The organism is Salinisphaera sp. PC39, assembly GCF_040361335.1.
Lineage (GTDB): Bacteria > Pseudomonadota > Gammaproteobacteria > Nevskiales > Salinisphaeraceae > APNM01.
Genome location: NZ_APNM01000011.1, coordinates 103,962 through 125,126, shown reverse-complemented (window position 1 = coordinate 125,126; position 21,165 = coordinate 103,962). Strand labels below are relative to the sequence as shown.

The following is a 21,165-nucleotide window of genomic DNA, read 5'->3' as shown; positions in this document are numbered from 1 at the left end:
TGTCAGGCGATGGAGCCGCCGTCGACCACGTAGGTGGCGCCGGACACATAGCTCGCCGCCGGGCTGGCCAGGAACAGGATCACCGGCGAGATCTCGTCCGGCTCGGCGACCCGGCCCAGCGGGATGGTGGGCAGGAACTGGTTGAGGACCTGCTCGTTGTGGACCAGGGCGGAGGCGAACTTGGTGTCGGTCACGCCCGGGGCCACGGCGTTGACGCGGATGCCGAACTGGCCGCATTCCTTGGCGAAGGCCTTGGTCATGTTGATCACGGCGGCCTTGGTCACCGAGTAGATGCCCATCATCGGGCCCGGCGTGATGCCGGCGATGGAGGCGTTGTTCACGATCACGCCGCCGCCCTGTTCCTTCATGATGCGGCCGGCGTACAGGCAGGCGTAGAAGTAGCCGCGCACGTTCACGTCCACGGTCTTCTGGAACGCGGTCACGTCGGTGTCCAGGATATGGCCGAACGACGGGTTGGTGGCGGCGTTGTTGACCAGGATGTCGATGCGCCCGAAGTCGCGCTTGACGGTCTCGAAGAACTCCTGCATCTGGTCCGGCTCGCCGATGTGGCAGGGCAGGGCCGTGGCCTCGCCGCCGTCGGCGCGGATCGCCTCGGCCACGGCCTCGCAGCCCTCGATCTTGCGCGAGGACACGATCACGTGCGCGCCGCGCTCGGCGAGCATCTTCGCGGTGGCCTCGCCGATGCCGCGCGAGGCGCCGGTGACGATGGCGATCTTGCCGGAAAGGTCGAAAAGCTTGTCGGTCATCTCATTCTCCAAATCGTTAAATGAACCACAGGGTCACAGGGGCACGGCGTCCGAAGAGGCCGTCAAAAGCCGCAAGTACACTTTTGCCCTTCGCGCCCTGGTATTCGATGGCCAACTGTTTCTCTCTGTGACCCTGTGACTCTGTGGTTAGTCCAAATCAAAGTTTGGATTTATCGATCACCTGCTCGCAGGCGCCGTTGAGGATCTGCACGAAGATGCCGAAGGCGGCGAAGCGCTCGTCCTGGGTCTTGCCCTCGACGTAGCGCTTGTAGATCTGCTGGGCGATCACCGCCAGCCGGAACATGCCGAAGACGTAGTAGTAGTCGAAGTCGCTGACCTCGATACCGGTCTTCTCCTGGTAGCGCGCGACCATCTCCTTGCGGGTCAGCATGCCGTCCAGGTGGGTCGGCGCCATGCGGATGCGCCGCAGAGGTTCGGGGTCGTCGGCCTGCACCCAGTAGGCCATGGAGCAGCCGAAGTCCATCACCGGGTCGCCGAGCGTGGCCATCTCCCAGTCGAGCACGCCGATGATCCGGGTCGGGTCGTCGGGGTCGAGCAGGACGTTGTCCAGCTTGTAATCGTTGTGGATGATCGCTTCGCGGCCGGTGTCGGCCGGCATCTTCTCCTCCAGCCAGGCCATCAGCGGCTCGCAGTCGGGGACGTCGTCGGTCTTGGCTTTGCGGAAGCGGTCGTTCCAGCCCTTGACCTGGCGCTCGATGTAGCCGCGGGGCTTGCCGAAATCGCGCATGCCGGCGGCGTCGATGTCGATGGTGTGCAGTTCCGCCTGCACGTCCAGCAGCGATTCGCACAGGCGCTGCGCCTTCTCGGGCGGCAGGTCCATGCCCTTGGGCAGGTCGCGGCGGATGATCAGCCCCTGGATGCGTTCCATGACGTAGAACTCGGCGCCGATCACGCTCTCGTCGGTGCAATGGACCAGCGGCCGTGGCGCGTACGGGAACTTGCCCTGCAGGCGCCGGAGCACCTCGTACTCGCGACCCATGTCGTGGGCCGACTTCACGTTGCTGCCGAACGGCGGCCGGCGCAGCACGTACTCGCGGCCGTCGACCTTCAGCAGGTAGGTGAGGTTGGAGGCGCCGCCGGGGAACTGGCGGATCTCCAGTTCGCCGACCAGTTCCGGGGCGTTCTCGCGGAAAAAGGCGAGCAGGGCGTCCGCGTCCAGTTCCTCCCCGGACCGGACGGTGCGGGCATCGTCAATGCGGCTCGTCATCGTTGTGGCTCCAAGTAGCGCTCGATCAGATCAATAACCTGCGCCGCGTAGACGGTGACGTCCAGTCCCCGGCGCACGTGCTTGCGGTGTTTCAGGTACCAGTCCTGCAGCAGGGCCTTGAGCAGGCCGGCCGCGACCAGCGGGTCTATGGCGCGGAAACGGCCCTCGGCCTGGCCCTCGGCGATCAGGTCCGCGAACAGGCGTTCCGTGGCCTGCTCCATGGCCACCGCCTGCCGGCGCTCGCTGGGGGCGAGGTGGCGGGCCTCCATGTACAGGAAGAAGAACCAGGGGCGCATCACCTCGCTCAGGTACAGATGGGTGCGGATGGCGACGGCGAGCCGGCGCTCCGGCTCGGTCACACCGCCCAGACGCTCGCGGATGACCCGCTCGGTCTGGCGGCCGCCGAAGGTCTGGATCATCGCCACCAGGTCGTCTTTGCTGCGGATGTAGGCGTAGAGCCCGCCCAGCGACAGGCCGGTGCGCTTGGCGAGGTCGCGCAGGCTCATGGCGGCGAAGCCCTTGCGGTTGGCGATCGCCAGGGTCGCCTCGATGATCCGGCCCAGGTTGCGCACCGCGATGCGCTCGTTGCGGACCCGGATGTCCGTGCCGCCGTGCGCCGCGAATATCTCCCGGCAGATGGCGTTGAGCGAGGCGCCGGTCTCGCGGCGGAAGGCGCGCAGCTCGGCCTCGGCGTTGTCCGCCGCGGCCGTCACGCCCGCCCGGCCGCCTCGCCCAGGATCTGGCGGGCGACGCTGCGCTTGTGCACCTCGTCCGGACCGTCGTAGATGCGCGCGGCCCGTTCCTCGCGGTAATAGAAGGCCAGCACCGTGTCGTCGGTCATGCCCAGGGCGCCGTGCGCCTGCAGCGCACGGTCGACCACGCGCTGGAGCACGCCGGCGACGTAATACTTGATCATCGCGATCTCGTTGCGCGCGGCCTTGAAGCCGTGGTTGTCGCCGGTCCAGGCGGCCTTGAGCACCATCGAGCGCGCCGCCTCGATCTCGGCGGCGTTCTCGGCGATCCAGTTCTGGATCGTCTGCTGGTCCGCCAGTTTCTGACCCTCGGCCACCTCGCGGGACAGCGCCTGCTCCACCAGCAGCTTCTGGGCGCGCTTGCAGATACCCAGCCAGCGCATGCAGTGGTGGATACGGCCCGGCCCCAGGCGCTGCTGGGCGAGCACGAAGCCCTGGCCCTCCGGGCCCAGGCGGTTGCTTTCGGGCACGCGCACGCCGTGGAACTTGAGTTCGGCGTGGCTGAAGTAGCCGTCGCCGGCATGGCCCATCACCGGCACGTTGCGCACGAACTCCAGGTCCGGGTGGTCGGTGGGCACGATGATCATGGAGGCCCGCAGGTATTTGTGGGCGTCTGGGTTGGTCACCGCCATCACGATCGTGAAGTCGGCGCCGTCGAACGACGACGTGAACCACTTGTGGCCGTCGATCACGTAGTCGTCGCCGTCGCGGGTGGCGGTGGCCTTGAGCAGCGTGGGGTTGGAGCCGGCGGTGTTGCGGTCGGTCATGGCGAAGCAACTGCGGATGTCGCCGGCCGCCAGCGGCTTGAGGTATTTCTCGCGCTGCTCGTCGGTGCCGTGCTCCAGCAGCAGCTCGGCGTTGCCCGCGTCCGGCGCTTGGGCGCCGAAGACGTAGTGGCCGAACGGGGTCTGGCCCATGACCTCGGACATCAGGCCCAGGTCCACCAGGGGGAGGCCCAGGCCGCCGACCTCGGTGGGCAGGTTGGGCGCCCACAGGCCCAGCGACTTGGCCTGGCGCCGCTGCTCGCCCAGCAGCGGCTCGATCTCGCGCCAGCTCTTGCCCAGGACCTCGGGCTCGAGCGGGATCAGGGTCTCGTCGACGAAACGCTGGGCCTTGTCCAGCAGGGCCCGGGTGTTCTCGGGTACGGCAAAGTCCATGTCCATCTCCTCCCGGTTATTAGTCGGGTATGAACCACAGAGGCACAGAGCGCACAGAGAGCAAGCACGAATGACAATCAAGAATCGTCTCTGTGTCCTCAGTGCCTCTGTGGTTGGTCATCGATAGGTGATCAGCGTCGGATCCTTCTCAAGGCGCAGGTGCGTGACGTTGTTGAACCCGTGCAGCGCCCAGCCGCGGCGGTTGGAGCTCAACTCCGTGATCGCGGCGTTGTGGATCCGCCAGTTCAGGTCCAGGGTGCGGTGGCCGTCCAGGCCCAGTGCTGCGGCCACCGCGACCGCGATGGGGCCGCCGGAGGTGTACACGGCGATCCGGGCGTCGCGGTCGTAGTCGCGATGGATGGCGGCGAGGGCGTCGGTCACGCGCTGGCGGAAGGCCTCCCAGGGCTCGAAGTCGCCGGCCTCGTGCGGTTCGCCCGCCAGCCATTTGTCCATGATCTTGAGGAAGACCCGCTGGAACAGTTTGCGGTCCTGGAACAACTCGCGCTGCCGCGCCGCCAGCTCCGGATTCTCCTGCAGCATTTGCGGCAGGTAGGCCCGGAACAGGCCGTCGGCGTCGTACTCGTTGAAGCCGGACTGGATCGCCAGCGCCGGGGCGTCCTCCCAGGCCTCGCGGGCGCGCTCGCCGGTGACGCGCTGGCGGGCCATATCGCCGCTGAGCTTGGCGTCGAAGCGTTCGCCCATGGCCGCGAGGTAGCGGCCGGTGATCGCGGCCTGCCGCTCGCCCAGCTCGGACAGGCGGTCGTAATTGGCCTGGCCGAACGAGGCCTGACCGTGTCGTATGAGAACCAGGGTCGTCATGCCGGGCAACATAGAAGGCCGGTCGCGCGGTGTCAATATCGGACGAACGTTCGATAGATATTTCGGCATCGTGCTAGGCTTCTCGCCGGATGCCCAGGGGTCGGGCGTCCGATGCAGGAGAGAGAACCGATGAATCGTTTTCCGGAGAAGCGCGTGGCGATCACCGGGGCCGGCAGCGGCCTGGGCCGCGCCCTGGCGCTGCGCTTCGCGCGCGAGGATTGGCGGGTGGCGGTCACGGATCGCGACGCCGAGGCCGCCGCGCGGGTGGCGGGCGAGGTCGAGGCCGCCGGCGGCGAGGCCTTCGCGCAGCGGCTGGACGTGACCCGCGAGGCCGACTTCAGCGCGCTGATCGATCGGCTGCGTGACGAGTGGGGCGGTGTCGACGTGTTCGTGAACAACGCCGGCGTCGGTTCCGCCGGCACCGTGACCGAGGGCGACATGGCGGAGTGGGAGCGCCAGCTCGACATCAACCTGCTGGGCGTGGTCCGCGGTTGCCGCGCCGCCGTGCCGTTGCTGCGCGAGGGCGGCGGCGGCCATGTCATCAATATCGCGTCCTTCGCCGCGATCGCGTCTGCGCCCGGCATGGCCGCGTACAATGCGGCCAAGGCCGGCGTGCTCTCGCTGTCGGAGACCCTGCGCGGCGAGGTCCACGACGACCACATCGGGGTGTCGGTGGCCTGCCCCGCCTTCTTCGCCACCAACATCCTGGACAGCTTCGAGTCGCCCGATCCGGCCCAGAAGGCGATGGTGAAGAAGGTCATGGAGAAGTCCGAGGTCGGCGCCGAGGACGTGGCCGCCGATCTCTACCGGGCGGCCATGGAAGACCGCTTCCTGGTGATCTCGCACGGCAAGGCGCTCTGGCAATATCGGATGAAGCGGCTGGCGCCGGAACGGTTTTTCCACGAAGTCCGGAAGGCGATGCGGCCGTTCGTGGCGGGCACGAAGAACAGCACCGAGGGGAGCAGCCAATGAGCGGGAAGAAGACCGAGACCTGGATGATCTACGGGGCCTATGGTTACAGCGGCGACCTGATCGCGCGCGAGGCCGCGAACCAGGGGTTGACGCCGATCCTGGCGGGCCGGAGCGAGGCGAAGCTGGCGCCCCTGGCCGGGGAGCTGGGTCTCGAGCACCGCGCCTTCGGGCTCGACGACCCGGCCGAGGTGGCGCGCCACCTCGAGGGGGTGGATCTGGTGCTGCATTGCGCGGGGCCGTTCTCCGCGACCGCGCCGCCCATGATCGAGGCCTGCATTACAGCCGGCGCGCATTACCTGGACATCACCGGCGAGATCGCGGTGTTCGAGCACGCCTTCGCCCAGCACTGGCTCGCCAACGAGGCCGGCGTGGTGCTGTGCCCGGGCGTGGGCTTCGATGTCATCCCCACCGACTGCGTGGCCGCGCATCTCGCGGCGGCCCTGCCGGACGCCACCCACCTGACGCTGGGCTTCGACTCGCGCTCCGGCTTCTCGCCGGGCACCGCCAAGACCTCGGTGGAGGGCCTGGCCGGCGGCGGCAAGGTGCGCAAGGGCGGCGGTATCGCCACCGTACCCCTGGCTTTCGGCGTGCGGCGGATCGATTTCGGCGACGGCGAAAAACTGGCCATGACCATTCCCTGGGGCGATGTCTCCACCGCGTGGTATACCACCGGCATCCCGGATATCGAGGTCTACATCCCCGCCTCGCCGGGGCTGGTCAAGCGGCTCAAGCGCCTCAACTGGATCCGGCCGCTGCTGGGCCTGGGGCTGGTGCAGTCCTTCATGAAGTCGCGGATCGCCAAGTCCGTGCGCGGGCCGGACGCCGCCACCCGCGAGCGCCAGCCGACCCATGTCTGGGGCGAGGCGGTCAACGCCGAGGGCGCCAAGCGTGTCGCCCGGATCAAGACCGCCAACGGCTATACCGTGACCCTGCACGGCTCCCTGGAAGTGGTGAAACACATGCTCGCGCACGCGCCCGACGGCGGCACTTACACGCCGTCCAAGCTGGTGGACAAGGACCTGGTCAAGCGCCTGCCCGGATCCGGCGAGCTGCGCATCGAAGAGGCCTGAAAATAACCACAGAGGCACAGAGTACACAGAGCAAGAGACACGGAAACAAGGCTTTTTGAAGTTCCTCCTTCAAGCCTCTGTGTCCCTGTGCCTCCGTGGTTTATCTTCCCAAAAAACCACAGAGCCGGGACGCAAGGAAGAAGATCGTGTTCAGGCTTCCTTCTTAAATCCCTGTGTCCTCTGTGACTCTGTGGTTCGTCTTGAGAAAGCCCGGTATGCCCGTGCCACTATGCTTCATCTTCGGGCCGGGTCGATGGTGAGGTAGTCGGCCAGCACCCGGTACAGTCGGGGATGGGCCGCGGCGAGTTCGTCGGGGCGTTGCACGAAGGCTTCCGCGGCCACGGCGAAGAACTCGGCCGGGTTCTCGGCGCCGTAGGGATCGATCACGGGCGAGCCCTCCCGTCGCAGCTGTTCGTAGGCTTCCCCGAACGCGGCGGCCCAGTCGCCATAGTCCGCCAGCGCCGGCGCGCCCACGGTGCCGGGGGCGTCGAAATCGAGCTGGTGGGCGAATTCGTGCACCACCACGTTGTGATCGGCGCCCGCCAGGGCCTCCGATATGTCGCTCCAGGACAGGATCACCCGGCCCTCGTCCCAGGCCTCGCCGGCGAGAAGCCGTGGCTCGTCGTCCACCAGGCCCAGCTCGTCGGGCGCCTCGTGGTGGACCCAGAAGGCGTCCGGATAGATCAGGATCTCCCGCACCCAGGGGAACACGTCGGCGCCGTCGCGCAGGCATAACAGGCAGGCCTGGCCGGCGACCGCGAGGCGCATGGTCTCGTCGATCTCGATGCCGTCGCAGCCGACGAAGCGGATATGCGAGAGAAAGGCCGCGGTGCGCCGGGCGAGGCGTTCGCGCGCCGCTGTCGGCAGCCGCGGATACAGGGGCACCGCGTCCGCAAGCCGTCGCGCCTGGTCGGGCGATAGGGCCGCCCGGCGACGACGGCGGGCGGCCAGCACGGGCCGGGCGAAGATGGCGGCGACGATCCCCGCCGTGACGACGAAGACCAGGGTCAGGCTCGTCCAGAGCATCGCGGTGGGCGGCGGTTGCGCGCGGGCGGACCGCTACTCGTTGGCGACGCCGTGCGGTACGTGGCCGGCGGCCACGTGCTCGGCGGCGGCGCCGACATGGGTCTGCTGGTCGTCGAAGAAGATGTCGGCGCCGAAGGCGCGCAGGAACTCGCCCTTGGCCTTGCCGCCCAGGAACAGGGCCTCGTCGATGCGGATCTTCCAGGCGCGCAGCGTGCGGATCACGCGCTCGTGGGCGGGCGCGCCCCGCGAGGTGACCAGGGCGGTGCGGATCGGGCAGTCGTCCTGGCCGAATTCCGACTGGATGTAGTAGAGCGCTTCCAGGAATCCCTTGAAGGGACCGCCCGGCAGCGGCTCGTTGGCCGCGCTGACTTCGCTCTCGGCGAAGGCTTCGAGTCCCCGTTCCTTGAACACGCGTTCGGCGACATCGGAGAACAGCACCGCGTCGCCGTCGAAGGCGATGCGCAGCGGTCCCCCGGCGCGGGCGCGCTGGCGGGCCGGCACGATCGTGGCCGCCGCATAGCCGGCCTTGAGCGCGGCATGTACATCCTCCGGGTCCGCCGACAGGAACAGGTGGGTGCCGAACGGGGCCACGTAGCGATAGGGGGTGGCGCCGCTGGTGAAGGCGGCGCGGGTGATCTCCAGGCCGTGGTGGGCGATGGAGTTGAACACCCGCAACCCGGTGTCGGCGCTGTTGCGCGACAGCAGGATGACCTCGACCCGTTCCCGGGTCTCGTCGTTCAAGGCCAGCAGCTTCTGCACCAGGCCGAAGGCCACGCCCGGCTCGAGGATGTCCTCCTCGTGCTGGATCTGGTAATCGCAGTAGGCGTCGCGTCCCTCTTCCTCGAACACCCGGTGCGAGGCCTCGAGGTCGAACAGGGCGCGCGAGGAGATCGCCACGACCAGCTTGTGGGCGGCATCGGTCATGCCGCCATTCTAGCTGATGAGGGGATGAACCACAGAGGCACAGAGGACACAGAGGCTTGAAGGCGAACCGCTGAAAGGCGGTCCCTTCTCCGTGTCCGGCTCTGTGTGCTCCGTGTCTCTGTGGTTGGCCTGCCTTGTCAGGAAGGCGGCAGCCGGAAGTGCATGATCCCCCAGCAGAGGTCGCCGGCCTTGCCGGCGCGGACCCAGTGGTTCAGGCCCTTGATCATGTTGTCGGCGTATTCCTGGCTGATCTGCTTGCCGACCACCCGGTCGTAGCGCGACTCCAGTTCGCGGCGGACCCGGTCGTAGTGCGTGATCAGGTATTCGGTGAGCTCGGTGAAGCCGACCTCGTCGAAGCCGAGCGCACCCAGCTTCTCGCGGTAGAAGCCCGGCGAGCCCAGGCTCTGCAACTGCAGGCGATCGAGCACGGGCTGCAACTGGCCGCCCTCCGCGTTGTCGCTCTGCATCGGGTCGGTGAAGATCAGTTCGCCGCCCGGTCGCAGGAGCCGCTTGATCTCGCGCAGCACCTGCTCGCGGTTGCCGCTGTGCAGGAAGGCGTCCTGGGAGAAGACGATGTCGAAGCTGTCGTCCTCGTAGGGCACGTCCTCGAAGTTGCCGTCGACGACCTCGATGAGGTTGTCCAGGCCCTGCTCGCGGTTCAGGGCGCGGGCGCGCTCGTTCTCCACCTCGCTGAGGTTGAGCGACACCACGTGCGCGCCGTATTGCTTGGCCATGTAGCGCGCGGAGCCGCCGTAGCCCCCGCCGAGGTCGATGATCCGGCTGTCGGGGCCGATGGTCTTGAGCTGGCCGACGATGCGCTCGACCGTGCGCCGGCTGGCGTCGGCGATGGGCTCGTCGTCGCTCTTGTAGAGGCCGATGTGGATATCCTCGCCGCCCCAGATGGTGGCGTAGAAGTTATCCGCGTCCTCGCTGTTGTAGTAGCTCTGGGCGGTGCGCACCGCCTCGGAGTAGCTGCCCATTTATTCGTCCTCCTCGCGGTAGGCCTTCTCGGCGACATGCACGAAGAAGTCCGGCTCGTAGTGGTTGTACTCGGCCTGGAAGTCCCCGTAGGTCTCGATCCGCTGGAAGCCCACCTGATGCATGAGCTCGCGGGTGTAATTGCGGCGCAGCGGGAACATGTTCAGGTGGAACACGTCGCCGCCGGGGAACTCGTAGCGGAAGCGGGCGAGGCCCTCGTCCATGTGCTCGGGCTCGGCGATGACGTTCTGCCCGCAGTAGTAGTACGAGTGGCTGGGTTCGCTCTTGCCGTCGAGCAGCGCGTCGTAGTTGCGCTGGTCCAGGATCAGGATGCCGTCGTGCTTGAGCACCGAATAGAACTCGGCCAGCACCCGCCGCCGGCCGTGCTCGGCGAACAGGTGGGTAAAGGAGTTGCCGAGGCAGATCACCGCGTCGTAGCGGCCGACCACGGTCTTGCTCAGCCAGCGCCAGTCGCCGAGCACGGTGTTCAGCACCATACCCCGCTCGCGGGCGTTCTCGAACGCCTTGGCGAGCATGTGGGCGCTGCCGTCGAGGCTGGCCACGTTGAAGCCGGCCTTGAGTAGCTGCACCGAGTGGAAGCCGGTGCCGGTGGCCACATCCAGGACGTTCTCGCAACCGTAGTCACGCAGGACCTGGATAAAGAAATCGCCTTCGCTGCTGGCCCGACGCTCCCAGTCGATCAGGTCGTCCCAGCGTTCGACGAAGGAACCGACGTATTCCTCCTGGTAGTGGTCCGAGTCCCGGACCTCCAGGGGATCGTGGCCGAAGTCCTGTTCCTGTTCCGGGTCCAGGATGGGTTGGTCTTTGTCACTCATGCCTTTGACGCTCCAAGATTACCGTGAAGTGGGCTCCTCCCGATCGTCGCGGCGGCTACGTATAGGTATTCGTACGACTATAGTGCGCCGCCGCGGTGGCGTTCAAATCGGTTGCAATCTGCAACGCGAAAATAACGCTGGCCGCAACGACGGCCGATCGGCGGGAGCTTGATGCGGGCGCGGTCCCGGCCGCGCTCGCGAGTCGGCCACGTCAGAAGTAGTAGCCGACGTTGATGTTGAACCGGGTGTTCCAGTCGTCGGCGGACGCCGATCCCAGATCGGTCATCTGGGCGCCGCCGAATCCCCCGCTGTTCACGTAACTGTTGGTGAACGGCTGATTCTTGCCCAGCACGAAGTCTACATAAGTAAAGAAGGCCCCGGCCAGGATCGACATGCCCGAAACGTTCTGGACGGTCGCCTCCAGGCGCGGGTCATCCTTGTCTACGTAGGTGAAATCGTTGTAATAAGTCAGCTCCGAGATGGGGCCGATCGCCACTTTCTGCGTGTACGCGACATTGAACAGGTAGGTCCAGGCCTCCGCCGGCATCGTGTACTCGAATGCGTAGGCGCCGGTGCCGACGATGTCCTCGTCGAGGCGGATCGTACCGGTGTTGCCCATGTCATCGGTGAACGCGCGGTCGCCCGGCAGGTCGGCCTCGATCTCGTAGCGTGCGAGCTGCAGCATCAGATTCCAGGGACCGTAGTCACCGTTGAGGTGCAGCGCCCCCGCCCAGTGATGGCCGTCGGTATCCTGGGTCAGGCCGTTGTAGATCTGGCCCGCCTGGGCCGACACGCCGATCTCGGAGGCGGCGGTGGTGCCCTGGCCGAGAGTGTAGGCGTAGCGTAGGTTGAGCGTGTTGGCTTCCTCGATGGCCACCTTGTCGGTGACCGCCTCGCCGGCGACCGTGCCACGGTAGATCATGTTGAGCGGGTCGTAGGAATAGCGCTTGAAGCCGCCGCCGCCCGCGTACTCGTCGTTCTTGAAGAACGCGAGCTGGAGATCGTGGGGGCCGCGGCGGTATAGGAAGTTCACACCCGTGTCGTAGTCGTCCTCCAGGCCCACGTAATAGTTGGACGAGAAGAAGAAGTTGTGCGAGGCGTAGGGTTGGATGCCGAACGGCACCTGCATGATGCCGAGGCGGCCCTGCCAATGCTCGGCGAAGTCGTAGCCGAGCCAGCCGTGATGAATGAAATGCGCGTTGTCGAAGGTCGGGTAGAAACGGTACTCGGCGGAGAACACGATGTCCTTGATCTCGCCATCGAAATTGAGCCGGAAGGTGTCGATGTCGATCTCGCCGGCCGTGGCGCGGTCGTTGGGGTCGCCACCGCGTCGCTGGAGCTGGAAGCGCAGGGCGCCGCCGACCTGGATATCGGGCGCGGCCGCCGCGGCCCTTTCGCCGGCGCGTTCCGCCTCCGTCTCGGTCTCCGCGAGACGCTTTTCCAGCTCCTGTACGCGTTCCTTGAGAGCGTCCAGCTCTTCCCGCAGGGCCTCCCGCTCGGAGGGGGCCGCGAGCGCGGCCGGCGAGAGCAGTATGGCGGCGACCGCGCCGCCGACGAGACGTGTGGGCATCGCGGACTCTCCCTTATCTTTTTCTAGGTCGTTTCTTACCCTACTTGAATCACGTGCCGCCACGCACCCCGAGCGGGCGACGCCCCGTCACGGCCGGCCGTCGGGGGTGACAGGGAGCGACGAGGACATGCCCGCCTCGTCGCCGGGCGGGACGTGGGCATGACCGCGCGCCCCGTGCTGACCTGGCGGGACGGCCTGCGGGTGACCGCGGGCGTGGTGATGCTGTTCCTGGGCCTGCTGGGGCTGGTGCTGCCGGTGCTCCAGGGGATCCTGTTCCTGCTCGTCGCCGGGTTTCTGCTGGCGCCCTATTCGCCGTTCATACAGCGGCTGCTGGACCATGCACGCCGACGGCACCCGCGGACCTTCGCCATCGTCCGGGCCTGGCGGGCCAAGCTCTCGCGGCGTCTGCGCCGGCATCGGCCCGGCTGAGGGGCGGGGTTCCGTGCGGGCTTCGTGTATCCTCTCGCCGGCCGGCCGTGGCATGCCCGCCCGGATGCCGGCAGTTGCGCGAATGGTGTCCGATCCGGCATGACCCGACCCGTTTCCCACTACCCCCGTCCCGGCGCCGGGGTCGCCTGATGCCGGCCGGGGACACGCCGGGCGAGACCGGCTCGCGGGCCCGTCTGACCAGCGGATCGGTCACCCGCCACCTGGCGGCGATGTCGGTGCCCATGGCCTGGGGCATCCTGGCCGTGATCTCCTTCAACGTCGCCGACACCTATTTCGTGGGCCAGCTCGGGACCGGGCCCCTCGCGGCGCTGTCGTTCACCTTCCCCGTGGTGATGACGGTGATGAGCCTGGCCCTGGGGCTCGGGATCGGCGTGGCCTCGGTGTTGTCGCGGGCCATCGGGGCGCGCGGCGAGGACGAGGTCCGCCGCCTGACCACGGACAGCCTGGTGCTGGCGACCCTGATCGTGCTGGCCTTCGTGGCCCTCGGTCTGGCCACTATCGATCCCCTGTTCGCCGCGCTGGGCGCGGATGCCGCCACCCGCGTCCTGATCGCGGACTACATGACGATCTGGTACCTGGGCATGCCCTTCATCGTGGTGCCGATGGTGGGCAACAACGCCATCCGGGCCTGCGGCGACGCGCGTCTGCCCAGCGCGATCATGACCGCGGCGGCCGTGCTCAACATCCTGCTCGACCCCCTGTTCATCTTCGGCTGGGGGCCGGTGCCGGCGATGGGTATCCAGGGCGCGGCCGTGGCATCCCTGGCCGCGCGCGCCACGACGCTGGTGCTGGCGCTCGCGATCCTGCATTACCGCATGCGGCTGATCGCCTGGCGCTGGCCGCGGCCGGGGCATCTATGGCGCTCGGCGCGCGAGATCCTCCACGTGGCGCTGCCGGCCGCGGCCACCAACATGGTCAACCCGATCGCGGTGGCCGTGATCACGGCCCTGGTGGCCCGGTTCGGGCCGGCCTCCGTGGCCGGCTTCGGGGTTGCCACCCGGATCGAGGCCTTCGCGCTGATCCCGCTGCTTGCCCTGACCGCGGGGCTCGGTCCGGTCGTGGGCCAGAACTGGGGCGGCGGTCACGTGGACCGGGTGGCGCGCGCGTTGCGCGGCGCGGCGGTCTTCTGCCTGGGTTACGGCGTGCTGGTGGCCGGCCTGCTGGCGCTGGCAGCGCCGAGCCTCGCCGCGTTGTTCGACGACCACCCGGAGACCGTCGGCGCGGCCACGCTGTACCTGTGGCTGGTGCCGGTCAGCTTCACCGGCTACGGTGTCCTGATCTGCGTGAACGCGGCCCTCAACGCCGCCGGCCGGCCGTTGGCGGCGACCGCTCTCATGGCGCTGCGGACCTTCGTGCTGTACGTGCCGTTGGCCTGGCTCGCGGCGGCGTGGGGTAGCCTGGGCGGCGTGTTCGCCGCCGCCACGGCCGCCGGCCTGGTGGCCGGCGGCCTGGCCTGGCGGCGGGGGCTGCGCTTGATCGCGCGGGGCTGAGAGGGGGTTTACAAAACGTAGCGGGCGAATGCAGACCGTAGGCCGGGATAAGCGACACGTTCCCGGCATTCCCCTGCCAAAGAGCACGACGGCGGAAAGCGCCTCGGCAAGCGGCCAGCCAGAAAATCAACCACAGAGGCGCACAGAGGGACAAAGAGGACAATGACTGTTGTCTCGGAAGCCGCGACAGCGGCTATCGAGGCCCAGGGATTGCCTGGAAACCGGGTCCGGCACGAAAGTTTGCTCCGGACACGATCCAGGGCGCCCATCAAGAACCTCTGCGCGCCTCCGTGCGCCTCTGTGGTTTCATATCCCGCCAACCAATGGCCAGACGGCTCACTCATGCCGGTTGATTTTGTAGACACCCCCCAAGGGCCGGGGCCGGTCAGGGCGCCGCGTGGCGCTCCAGGAAACGTCGGCGTTCGGCGGCATCGGCGCGCTGCCACCAGAACTCCAGCATCTCGAGCGCACCGGGCGCCGTGCCGCCGCCGCGCGCAGTCGGCGCCGCGGGCCTGGGCGGCGGTGCCTCGGCGGCGGCCAGGACACGGCCGTCGGCCGCCGTCAGTTCGATGACGGGCACCGCCGCGAAGCGCCGCGCCTCCGCCAGGGTGGCGGGCCGCTCGGCGGCCACCCGGTAGTCGGTGCCGGCCGCCAGCGTGGCCTCCAGGGCGACGGGCTCGGAGTAGACCTTGACGTCGTCGGCCTGGCGGCCGTCGTTTTCCGGGAGCATGTCCATGTAACGCAGGCGCAGGCGGTGTTCGCCGGGAGGCAGCGCCAGCCGTGTCTCGCGGCTATCGAAGACATAGGTGGACTCGTTGAGCGTGCGGTCGTCCACCGACACGGCGACGATGTGCGCCGGCAGGATCACCTGCGCGCTGTCGGCGCCGGCCGTCGCCAGCTCATGGTCGATGCGGGCCGCGCAACCGGCGGTGCCGAACAGGGTGCCGGCGAGCAGGGCCGCGGCAAGGGGTCGGAAAGGCATGGGCGGACTCTCGGGCGACTGGTTTCGCGCCAGACTATGACACTTTCATGTCGGGAACATGACAGGCCGCGGGCCCGGCGCTCAGTCCGCGGATGCGAGCAGCGCGGCGAGTTCGGCGGGCCGTCGGAGACGGTCCAGGAACCAGGCGAGGGCCTTGCCGCCGGCCTCGGTGCGCCAGGCCAGGTGGAGCCGGCTCGGCGGGCGCGGCTCGGCCAGGTCCAGTGCCAGCAACTCGCCACTGTCGAGCAGGTGGCGCACGCGGTGGCGCGGCAGGAAGCCGATGCCCAGGCCGCGGCGTTGGGCATCGATCTTGGCCGCCATCGAGTCCACCGTCAGGCGCGGCTGGGCGTCCAGCAGGCCGGTGGTCAGCGGCGTGCTGCGGCGCGAGGAATCGGCGACGGCGATCGCCCGGTGGCGGCGCACGGCCGCCGCCGTCAGGGGTGCCGGCTCGGCCGCGATCGGGTGGTGCGGGGCGGCGGCGAACACGAAGTCGACATCGCCGATCGGCCGCGTCGAGATGCCGGCCGCGGGACGTTCGGACAGGCCCATTGCCAGATCGGCGCGACCGTCGACGAGGGCTTCCGCGGTACCGCCGAGCACTTCGTCCAGAAGGCGCACGTCCACCCGCGGGTGGGCGGCCGTGAAATCGGCCAGCAGCGGCCATAGCCTCGCGCTGTCGATGAGGCCGTCCACGGCGATGCGCAGGGTGGGTTCCCAGCCCTCGGCCAGGCGCCGGGCGGCGGCGGCGAGCTCGTCGCCGGCCACCAGGATGCGCCGGCCCTCCTCCAAGAGCAGCCGTCCGGCCGCGGTCAGGCGGGCGCGGTGACCGCTGCGGTCGAATATCGTCACCCCCAGGTCGCGTTCCAGGCGCGAAACGGTGTAGGAGACCGCCGAGGGCACTCGGTGCAATTCGGTCGCCGCCGCGGCGAAGCTGCCGCCGCGATCGATGGCGTCCAGGGTGCGCAGGGCGTCGAGACTGAGACCGGCGAGCACGGCGCTTCACGGTTCGTTCGAATTTATTGAATGAGTATGCCAAAAAATTCCGCTTTCATCTCCGAAAATACCGATATATCTTGAGTTGTAACATTAACGGCGCTGAACGGTTGGCTGCGGCGAGAGCCGCGAATCGGCGGCGCCCGGATTCGGAGGCGGGATCATGAGCAAGCTGTTGGTGCTTTACTACTCGATGTACGGTCATGTGGAGACCCTGGCCGCCGCGGTCGCCGAGGGCGCCCGCGGCGTCGAGGGGGTCGAGGTCGCGGTCAAGCGGGTCCCGGAGCTTATGCCGCGCGAGGTGGCGGAGAAGGCCGGGGCCAAGCTCGACCAGGCGGCCCCGGAGGCCGAGCCGGGCGAGCTCGCGGACTACGACGCGATCGTGTTCGGGACGCCGACGCGCTTCGGCAACATGGCCGCCCAGATGCGCAATTTCCTGGACCAGACCGGCGGTCTGTGGGCCGGCGGCAAGCTGGTCGGCAAGGTCGGCAGCGTGTTCACTTCCACCGGTACCGGCGGCGGCAACGAGACCACCATCACGTCCTTCTGGCACACCCTGGCGCACCAGGGGATGGTGATCGTCGGCGTCCCCTATAGCATCCCCGAGCTCACCGACTTGTCCGAGTTCCGGGGCGGCGGCCCGTACGGCGCGGCGACCGTGGCCGGGGGTGACGGCAGCCGCCAGCCCAGTGACACCGAACTGGCGATCGCGCGATTCCAGGGGCGGCACGTCGCCGGTATCGCCCACAAACTGCATGGCTGAGGTGCGCCATGAACGCTGATGATGCCAAGCAAGCGGACGCCGACCACGCCATCCACCCGTTGCTGGCGGGACGCTGGAGCCCCTACGGCTTCACTGCCCGCATGCCGCCGGCGTCGGACCTGGCGGCGCTGTTCGAGGCGGCCCGCTGGGCGGCGTCCAGCTACAACGAACAGCCCTGGCGGTATCTGGTCGCGACCCGGGACGAGCCGCGGGCGCATGCGCGTCTGGCGGATTGCCTGGTAGCGGGCAACCGCGCCTGGGCGGTCGATGCGCCGGTCCTGGCGCTGGGCGTGGTCGCGCGCCGTTTCGAGGGCAATGGCGAACCCAACCGGGCCGCCGAGCACGATCTCGGCGCGGCCTCGGCGAGCCTCACGTTCGAGGCCGCCGCGCGCGGGCTCCATGTGCACCAGATGATCGGGATCGAGCCGGAGACGGCCCGGCAGGCGATGGCGATCCCCGACGGCTACGATGCCTTCACCGCCCTGGCGATCGGCTACCGCGCATCCCCGGAGACGCTCACGGACAAGCTGCGCGAGCGGGACCTGCGGCCGCGGCAGAGGCGGCCGCAGTCCGGCTTCGTCTTCGGCGCCGCCTGGGGCGAGCCGGCACCCTGGACCGGCGATTAGACCGGTCCGGGGGCGGCCTCCGGGCCGATCAGTGTGTCTCCCGGTCCGGGGTCGTCGGGTCGGCCTGCCGCTCGTAGATGCTGCCGAACTGGACGTATTCCTGACGCAGGCCCTTGATCAGGCTGTAGCACATCACCAGCAACACGATCGCGAACGGTAGGCCTGCGGTGATGGAGGCGGTCTGCAGGGCGCCGAGACCGCCGGCCACCAGCAGCACGGCCGCGACCACGCCCTCGAGCAGCGCCCAGAAGATGCGTTGACCCACCGGCGGGTTCTCGTGGCCGCCCGACGTGATGATGTCGATCACGAAGGATCCCGAGTCCGAGCTGGTGACGAAGAACACGATCACCACGATCATCGCCAGGACCGAGGTCACGATCGCCAGGGGATAGCCTTCGAACAGCACGTAGATCGAGGTGTCCAGGCTGTCGCTCACCGCCGCGGCGATGGTGCCGGGTCCGAACAGTTCGTTGTGCAGGGCGGTGCCGCCGAACACCGTCAGCCACAGGAAGCTCACGACCACCGGCACCAGCAGCACGCCGGTGATGAATTCACGGATGGTGCGGCCGCGCGAGATGCGCGCGATGAACATGCCCACGAACGGCGACCACGCGATCCACCAGGCCCAGTAGAAGATGGTCCAGCTATTCTGCCAGCCGGCCTCCTCCTCGCCGCGCAGGCCCTCGGTCCAGAAGGCCAGGGACGGCAGGCGCTGGATGTAGTTGCCCAGGTTCTGGACGAAGTTGTCGAGCAGGAACAATGTCGGGCCCACGGCCAGCAGGAAGAACATCAACAGGCCGGCGAGCACGATGTTGAGCTTGGACAGCGACTGGATGCCGGCATCCAGGCCCAGCACCACCGAGATCGTCGCCATGCCGGTGATCCCGGCGATCAGCAGCACCATCACCGTCGTGGTCTGCTCGATGTCGAACAGGTACTCCAGGCCGGCCGAGACCTGTTGCACGCCCAGACCCAGCGATGTCGCCACGCCGAACAGCGTGGCCACCACCGCCACGGTATCGATGGTGTTGCCCAGCCAGCCGCGGACCCGGTCGCCCAGGATCGGGTAGAAGGCCGAACGGATGGTCAGCGGCAGGTTGCGCGTGAAGCCGAAGAACGCCAGCGACAGGCCGACCATGGCGTACACGCCCCAGGCGTGCAGGCCCCAGTGATAGAAGGTGATGGTCATGGCGTCCCGCGCCGCGAGACCGTTCTGATCCGCGCCCAGGGGGTTGTTGCCGTAGTGGTAGATCGGCTCGGCGACGCCGAAGAACAGCAGGCCGATGCCCATGCCGGCCGAGAATAGCATGGCGAACCAGCCCCAGATGGAGAAGTCGGGCTCGGCGTCCGGGCCGCCCAGCCGGATGTTGCCGTAGCGGGAGAAGCCCAGGAACACCGTGAATACCAGGAACAGGTTCATCGCCAGGACGTAGAGCCAGCCGAAGTAGTTCGACATGCCCTCCTGGATGCTGGAGAACAGGGTGTCGATCTGCTGGGTATTGAGGATCGTCAGGAAGACGATGCCGATGATGAGCGCCGCGGAGGCATAGAAAACCACCGGGTGCACGATCATGCCGAGCGCATTGCGCTGGTCCCGGGGACCGCCGAATCGGGCGATCTTGCTCATTTTGCTCATGCGACTCCCCCTGGCTCGAATCAGACCCGTCGACCCTAACCGATCAAGGCCACGAAGCGAAGCGGCCCCGCGATGCGGTATGCTCACGCCGCCATACCGTCGTCACCGTCGTCATGCGCCAGGACCCCTTCGCCGTCACCGCCATACCGCCCATGATCAAGTGGCTGCTGATCGCCAACGGTCTCGGGTTCCTCGCGCAGATGTATGCGATGGAGTCGATGCTCATCAACTTCGCCTTGTGGCCCCTGGACGGCGGCTACGGCGCCCCGGCCTTCCAGGTGTGGCAGTTGCTGACGTACGGGTTCCTGCACGGCGGTTTCGGGCACCTGTTCTTCAACATGTTCGGGCTCTGGATGTTCGGGCGCGTGGTCGAGCAGGTCTGGGGCCAGCAGCGGTTCCTGGTGTACTACCTGGTCTGCGTCGTGGGCGCGGGCATTACCCAGCTCGTGACCCTGCAACTCATGAACCCGGGCGAGGCGGTGCCCACCGTCGGGGCCTCCGGCGGGCTGTTCGGCATCCTGCTGGCGTTCGGCATGATGTTCCCCAACGCCCGCGTGATGCTGTTGTTCCCGCCCATCCCCATGACCGCGAAATGGCTGGTGATCGGCTACGGCGCCCTGGAGCTGTTCTTCGGCGTGACCGGTACCCAGGCGGGGGTGGCGCACTTCGCCCACCTGGGCGGCATGGCCTTCGGCTTCGGCATGATCACCTATTGGCGTAACCGCCGCCCGCCCGGCAGGTTCTGAATGCGGCATCGCTCGCGGCAGCTTGTGAATAATAATCATTCTTAATAAAATCGCAGCCCCGCATTCCGGAGTCCTTCATGTCCCGCCTCAGCCGTTTCAGTCTCGTCGCCCTGCTGGTTCTCGCCCTCTGTGTCCTGCTCTGGTGGGTGGGGCCGCGCGGCGAGGCGGACGGCCCGGCGCCCGAGGCGGTGGCGGCGCACTACGCCGACATGGCGCACGCGGTCTACGGGGACAGCCTCGCCGCGGCGCGCACCCTGCGCGAGCGGGTGCGTGCCTTCCTCGACGAGCCCGGTCCCGAGTCCCTGCATGCGGCCCGCGAGGCCTGGCGCGCGGCCCGGGTTCCGTACATGCAGAGCGAGGTGTTCCGCTTCGGCAATCCGCCGGTGGACGCCTGGGAAGGCCAGGTCAACGCCTGGCCGCTGGACGAGGGCCTGATCGATTACGTCGCCCCGGACTATGTGCACGAGCAGGGCAATCCGGCGGCCCGCGCGAACCTGATCGCGAGCCGCGAGATCCAGGTCGGCGGCGAAGCCGTGGATGTCTCCTCGCTGACGCCCGAGTTGCTGGCGCGCCTGAACGAGATCGGCGGCTCGGAGGCCAACGTCGCCACCGGTTATCACGCGATCGAGTTCCTGCTCTGGGGGCAGGACCTCAACGGTACCGGGCCCGGTGCCGGCGAGCGCCCGTATACCGATTACGTCGCCGAGGCCGGCGTCTGCACCGACGGCAAGCGCGAGGCCCCCGTGGCGCATTGCCGCCGACGCGCGGCGTACCTGCGGGCGGCCATGGACCTGCTGGTCCGGGATCTCGAATACATGACCGGACAGTGGGCCCCGGCCGAGGGTGACAATTACCGCGCCGAGTTCCTCGCGTTGCCGGCGGAGGAGGCGCTGCGGCGGATCCTGTTCGGCATGGGCAGCCTGGCCCTGGGCGAGCTGGCGGGCGAGCGCATGCGCGTGGCCCTGATCGCGAATTCCACCGAGGACGAGCACGACTGCTTCTCGGACAACACCCATGCCTCCCACTACTACAATTTCGTGGGCATCCGGAATGTCTACCGCGGCCACTACCGGGGCATCGAAGGCAACGAGCTGACCGGTCCCGCGATCGCCGGTCTGCTGCGCGCCCGCAGTGCCGAGGCGGCCGCGTCCGTCGACGGGGCGATGACGGACGCCGGCGAGCGCCTGCGCGCCATCTACGAGGCGGGTCGCGAGGGTGAACGCTTCGACCAGATGATCGCGCCGGGCAACCAGGCCGGCAACCGGCGCATCCGCGCCGCCATCGACGCACTGGTCGGCGTGGCGGAGGCGACCCAGCGGGCCGCGCAGGCACTGGGTCTCGGCGAGCTGCGCCCGGAAACGGCCGGACACCCGTTCTGAT

The 21,165-nt window shown here is 68.2% G+C and carries 21 protein-coding genes; 8 read left to right on the top strand and 13 right to left on the bottom strand.

Annotated features, from left to right (window positions below; translation table 11 throughout):
* Positions 1–2: 2 nt before the first annotated feature.
* The 5 genes from PC39_RS11975 to PC39_RS11955 form a co-directional block, all read right to left on the bottom strand.
* Positions 3–767: an SDR family oxidoreductase gene (locus PC39_RS11975; RefSeq protein ID WP_353253627.1), complete on the bottom strand. Its 765-nt coding sequence runs from the start codon at positions 765–767 to the stop codon at positions 3–5.
* Positions 768–924: 157 nt separating this feature from the next.
* Positions 925–1,995, bottom strand: a complete 1,071-nt coding sequence (locus PC39_RS11970) for a phosphotransferase family protein (RefSeq protein ID WP_353253626.1) — start codon at positions 1,993–1,995, stop codon at positions 925–927.
* Positions 1,992–2,708, bottom strand: coding sequence for a TetR/AcrR family transcriptional regulator (locus PC39_RS11965; RefSeq protein WP_353253625.1), 717 nt, complete (start codon positions 2,706–2,708; stop codon positions 1,992–1,994). Before PC39_RS11965 ends, PC39_RS11970 begins: the two co-directional genes overlap by 4 nt.
* Positions 2,705–3,904: an acyl-CoA dehydrogenase family protein gene (locus PC39_RS11960; RefSeq protein WP_353253624.1), complete on the bottom strand. Its 1,200-nt coding sequence runs from the start codon at positions 3,902–3,904 to the stop codon at positions 2,705–2,707. The genes PC39_RS11965 and PC39_RS11960 overlap by 4 nt, the downstream gene beginning before the upstream one ends.
* Before the next feature lie 117 nt (positions 3,905–4,021).
* Entirely contained in the window at positions 4,022–4,723 is a 702-nt protein-coding gene (locus PC39_RS11955) for a histidine phosphatase family protein (protein ID WP_353253623.1), read from the bottom strand.
* A 129-nt stretch (positions 4,724–4,852) separates the two neighbouring features.
* Here PC39_RS11955 and PC39_RS11950 point away from each other — a divergent pair, with 129 nt between their 5' ends.
* Entirely contained in the window at positions 4,853–5,695 is an 843-nt protein-coding gene (locus PC39_RS11950) for an SDR family oxidoreductase (protein ID WP_353253622.1), read from the top strand.
* The gene (locus PC39_RS11945; protein WP_353253621.1) at positions 5,692–6,765 is read left to right on the top strand and encodes a saccharopine dehydrogenase family protein; all 1,074 of its coding nucleotides are present in this window, start codon (positions 5,692–5,694) and stop codon (positions 6,763–6,765) included. The genes PC39_RS11950 and PC39_RS11945 overlap by 4 nt, the downstream gene beginning before the upstream one ends.
* Before the next feature lie 234 nt (positions 6,766–6,999).
* Here PC39_RS11945 and PC39_RS11940 read toward each other — a convergent pair whose 3' ends face one another.
* The 5 genes from PC39_RS11940 to PC39_RS11920 form a co-directional block, all read right to left on the bottom strand.
* Positions 7,000–7,791 carry a M90 family metallopeptidase gene (locus tag PC39_RS11940; RefSeq protein ID WP_353253620.1) on the bottom strand — a complete coding sequence of 264 codons (792 nt, stop codon included), beginning with the start codon at positions 7,789–7,791 and terminating at the stop codon, positions 7,000–7,002.
* A 33-nt stretch (positions 7,792–7,824) separates the two neighbouring features.
* Entirely contained in the window at positions 7,825–8,715 is an 891-nt protein-coding gene (locus PC39_RS11935) for a 5'-nucleotidase (protein WP_353253619.1), read from the bottom strand.
* Positions 8,716–8,852: 137 nt separating this feature from the next.
* A complete protein-coding gene (locus PC39_RS11930) occupies positions 8,853–9,695 on the bottom strand; it encodes an SAM-dependent methyltransferase (protein ID WP_353253618.1) in 843 nt (280 codons plus the stop codon).
* The gene (locus PC39_RS11925; RefSeq protein ID WP_353253617.1) at positions 9,696–10,529 is read right to left on the bottom strand and encodes a glycine/sarcosine N-methyltransferase; all 834 of its coding nucleotides are present in this window, start codon (positions 10,527–10,529) and stop codon (positions 9,696–9,698) included. It abuts the gene before it with no gap.
* Between the two features lie 211 nt (positions 10,530–10,740).
* Entirely contained in the window at positions 10,741–12,099 is a 1,359-nt protein-coding gene (locus tag PC39_RS11920) for a carbohydrate porin (RefSeq protein ID WP_353253616.1), read from the bottom strand.
* A gap of 159 nt (positions 12,100–12,258) precedes the next feature.
* Between PC39_RS11920 and PC39_RS11915 the strand changes: the two genes are divergently transcribed.
* Both PC39_RS11915 and PC39_RS11910 read left to right on the top strand, forming a co-directional pair.
* Entirely contained in the window at positions 12,259–12,528 is a 270-nt protein-coding gene (locus PC39_RS11915) for a hypothetical protein (protein ID WP_353253615.1), read from the top strand.
* Between the two features lie 149 nt (positions 12,529–12,677).
* Positions 12,678–14,039 (top strand): MATE family efflux transporter, encoded by a 1,362-nt coding sequence (locus PC39_RS11910; RefSeq protein ID WP_353253614.1) that lies wholly within the window; start codon positions 12,678–12,680, stop codon positions 14,037–14,039.
* Between the two features lie 385 nt (positions 14,040–14,424).
* On the opposite strand, the gene PC39_RS11905 is transcribed toward PC39_RS11910, so the two are convergent.
* Together PC39_RS11905 and PC39_RS11900 are read right to left on the bottom strand one after the other, a co-directional pair.
* On the bottom strand, positions 14,425–15,021 hold the full coding sequence (locus PC39_RS11905) for a DUF2057 family protein (RefSeq protein WP_353253613.1): 597 nt from the start codon (positions 15,019–15,021) through the stop codon (positions 14,425–14,427).
* Positions 15,022–15,102: 81 nt separating this feature from the next.
* Positions 15,103–16,014 carry a LysR family transcriptional regulator gene (locus PC39_RS11900; RefSeq protein WP_353253612.1) on the bottom strand — a complete coding sequence of 304 codons (912 nt, stop codon included), beginning with the start codon at positions 16,012–16,014 and terminating at the stop codon, positions 15,103–15,105.
* Positions 16,015–16,177: 163 nt separating this feature from the next.
* On the opposite strand from PC39_RS11900, the gene wrbA reads away from it, so the two are divergent.
* The gene (gene wrbA, locus PC39_RS11895) at positions 16,178–16,777 is read left to right on the top strand and encodes an NAD(P)H:quinone oxidoreductase (protein WP_353253611.1); all 600 of its coding nucleotides are present in this window, start codon (positions 16,178–16,180) and stop codon (positions 16,775–16,777) included.
* 8 nt (positions 16,778–16,785) lie between these two features.
* A complete protein-coding gene (locus tag PC39_RS11890) occupies positions 16,786–17,403 on the top strand; it encodes a nitroreductase family protein (RefSeq protein WP_353253610.1) in 618 nt (205 codons plus the stop codon).
* 28 nt (positions 17,404–17,431) lie between these two features.
* On the opposite strand, the gene PC39_RS11885 is transcribed toward PC39_RS11890, so the two are convergent.
* Positions 17,432–19,030, bottom strand: a complete 1,599-nt coding sequence (locus PC39_RS11885; RefSeq protein ID WP_502950881.1) for a BCCT family transporter — start codon at positions 19,028–19,030, stop codon at positions 17,432–17,434.
* A 122-nt stretch (positions 19,031–19,152) separates the two neighbouring features.
* Here PC39_RS11885 and PC39_RS11880 point away from each other — a divergent pair, with 122 nt between their 5' ends.
* On the top strand, positions 19,153–19,785 hold the full coding sequence (locus PC39_RS11880) for a rhomboid family intramembrane serine protease (protein ID WP_353253608.1): 633 nt from the start codon (positions 19,153–19,155) through the stop codon (positions 19,783–19,785).
* Between the two features lie 77 nt (positions 19,786–19,862).
* Positions 19,863–21,164: an imelysin family protein gene (locus PC39_RS11875; RefSeq protein WP_353253607.1), complete on the top strand. Its 1,302-nt coding sequence runs from the start codon at positions 19,863–19,865 to the stop codon at positions 21,162–21,164.
* Position 21,165 lies beyond the last annotated feature (1 nt).

Excerpts from the sequence above, each read along its gene's own strand:
- PC39_RS11975 (WP_353253627.1), bottom strand. The coding sequence starts at position 767 with ATGACCGACAAGCTTTTCGACCTTTCCGGCAAGATCGCCATCGTCACC.
- PC39_RS11970 (WP_353253626.1), bottom strand. The coding sequence starts at position 1,995 with ATGACGAGCCGCATTGACGATGCCCGCACCGTCCGGTCCGGGGAGGAA.
- PC39_RS11960 (WP_353253624.1), bottom strand. The coding sequence starts at position 3,904 with ATGGACTTTGCCGTACCCGAGAACACCCGGGCCCTGCTGGACAAGGCC.
- PC39_RS11955 (WP_353253623.1), bottom strand. The coding sequence starts at position 4,723 with ATGACGACCCTGGTTCTCATACGACACGGTCAGGCCTCGTTCGGCCAG.
- PC39_RS11950 (WP_353253622.1), top strand. The coding sequence starts at position 4,853 with ATGAATCGTTTTCCGGAGAAGCGCGTGGCGATCACCGGGGCCGGCAGC.
- PC39_RS11945 (WP_353253621.1), top strand. The coding sequence starts at position 5,692 with ATGAGCGGGAAGAAGACCGAGACCTGGATGATCTACGGGGCCTATGGT.
- PC39_RS11940 (WP_353253620.1), bottom strand. The coding sequence starts at position 7,791 with ATGCTCTGGACGAGCCTGACCCTGGTCTTCGTCGTCACGGCGGGGATC.
- PC39_RS11935 (WP_353253619.1), bottom strand. The coding sequence starts at position 8,715 with ATGACCGATGCCGCCCACAAGCTGGTCGTGGCGATCTCCTCGCGCGCC.
- PC39_RS11930 (WP_353253618.1), bottom strand. The coding sequence starts at position 9,695 with ATGGGCAGCTACTCCGAGGCGGTGCGCACCGCCCAGAGCTACTACAAC.
- PC39_RS11925 (WP_353253617.1), bottom strand. The coding sequence starts at position 10,529 with ATGAGTGACAAAGACCAACCCATCCTGGACCCGGAACAGGAACAGGAC.
- PC39_RS11920 (WP_353253616.1), bottom strand. The coding sequence starts at position 12,099 with ATGCCCACACGTCTCGTCGGCGGCGCGGTCGCCGCCATACTGCTCTCG.
- PC39_RS11915 (WP_353253615.1), top strand. The coding sequence starts at position 12,259 with ATGACCGCGCGCCCCGTGCTGACCTGGCGGGACGGCCTGCGGGTGACC.
- PC39_RS11910 (WP_353253614.1), top strand. The coding sequence starts at position 12,678 with ATGCCGGCCGGGGACACGCCGGGCGAGACCGGCTCGCGGGCCCGTCTG.
- PC39_RS11905 (WP_353253613.1), bottom strand. The coding sequence starts at position 15,021 with ATGCCTTTCCGACCCCTTGCCGCGGCCCTGCTCGCCGGCACCCTGTTC.
- wrbA (WP_353253611.1), top strand. The coding sequence starts at position 16,178 with ATGAGCAAGCTGTTGGTGCTTTACTACTCGATGTACGGTCATGTGGAG.
- PC39_RS11890 (WP_353253610.1), top strand. The coding sequence starts at position 16,786 with ATGAACGCTGATGATGCCAAGCAAGCGGACGCCGACCACGCCATCCAC.
- PC39_RS11885 (WP_502950881.1), bottom strand. The coding sequence starts at position 19,030 with ATGAGCAAGATCGCCCGATTCGGCGGTCCCCGGGACCAGCGCAATGCG.
- PC39_RS11880 (WP_353253608.1), top strand. The coding sequence starts at position 19,153 with ATGCGCCAGGACCCCTTCGCCGTCACCGCCATACCGCCCATGATCAAG.
- PC39_RS11875 (WP_353253607.1), top strand. The coding sequence starts at position 19,863 with ATGTCCCGCCTCAGCCGTTTCAGTCTCGTCGCCCTGCTGGTTCTCGCC.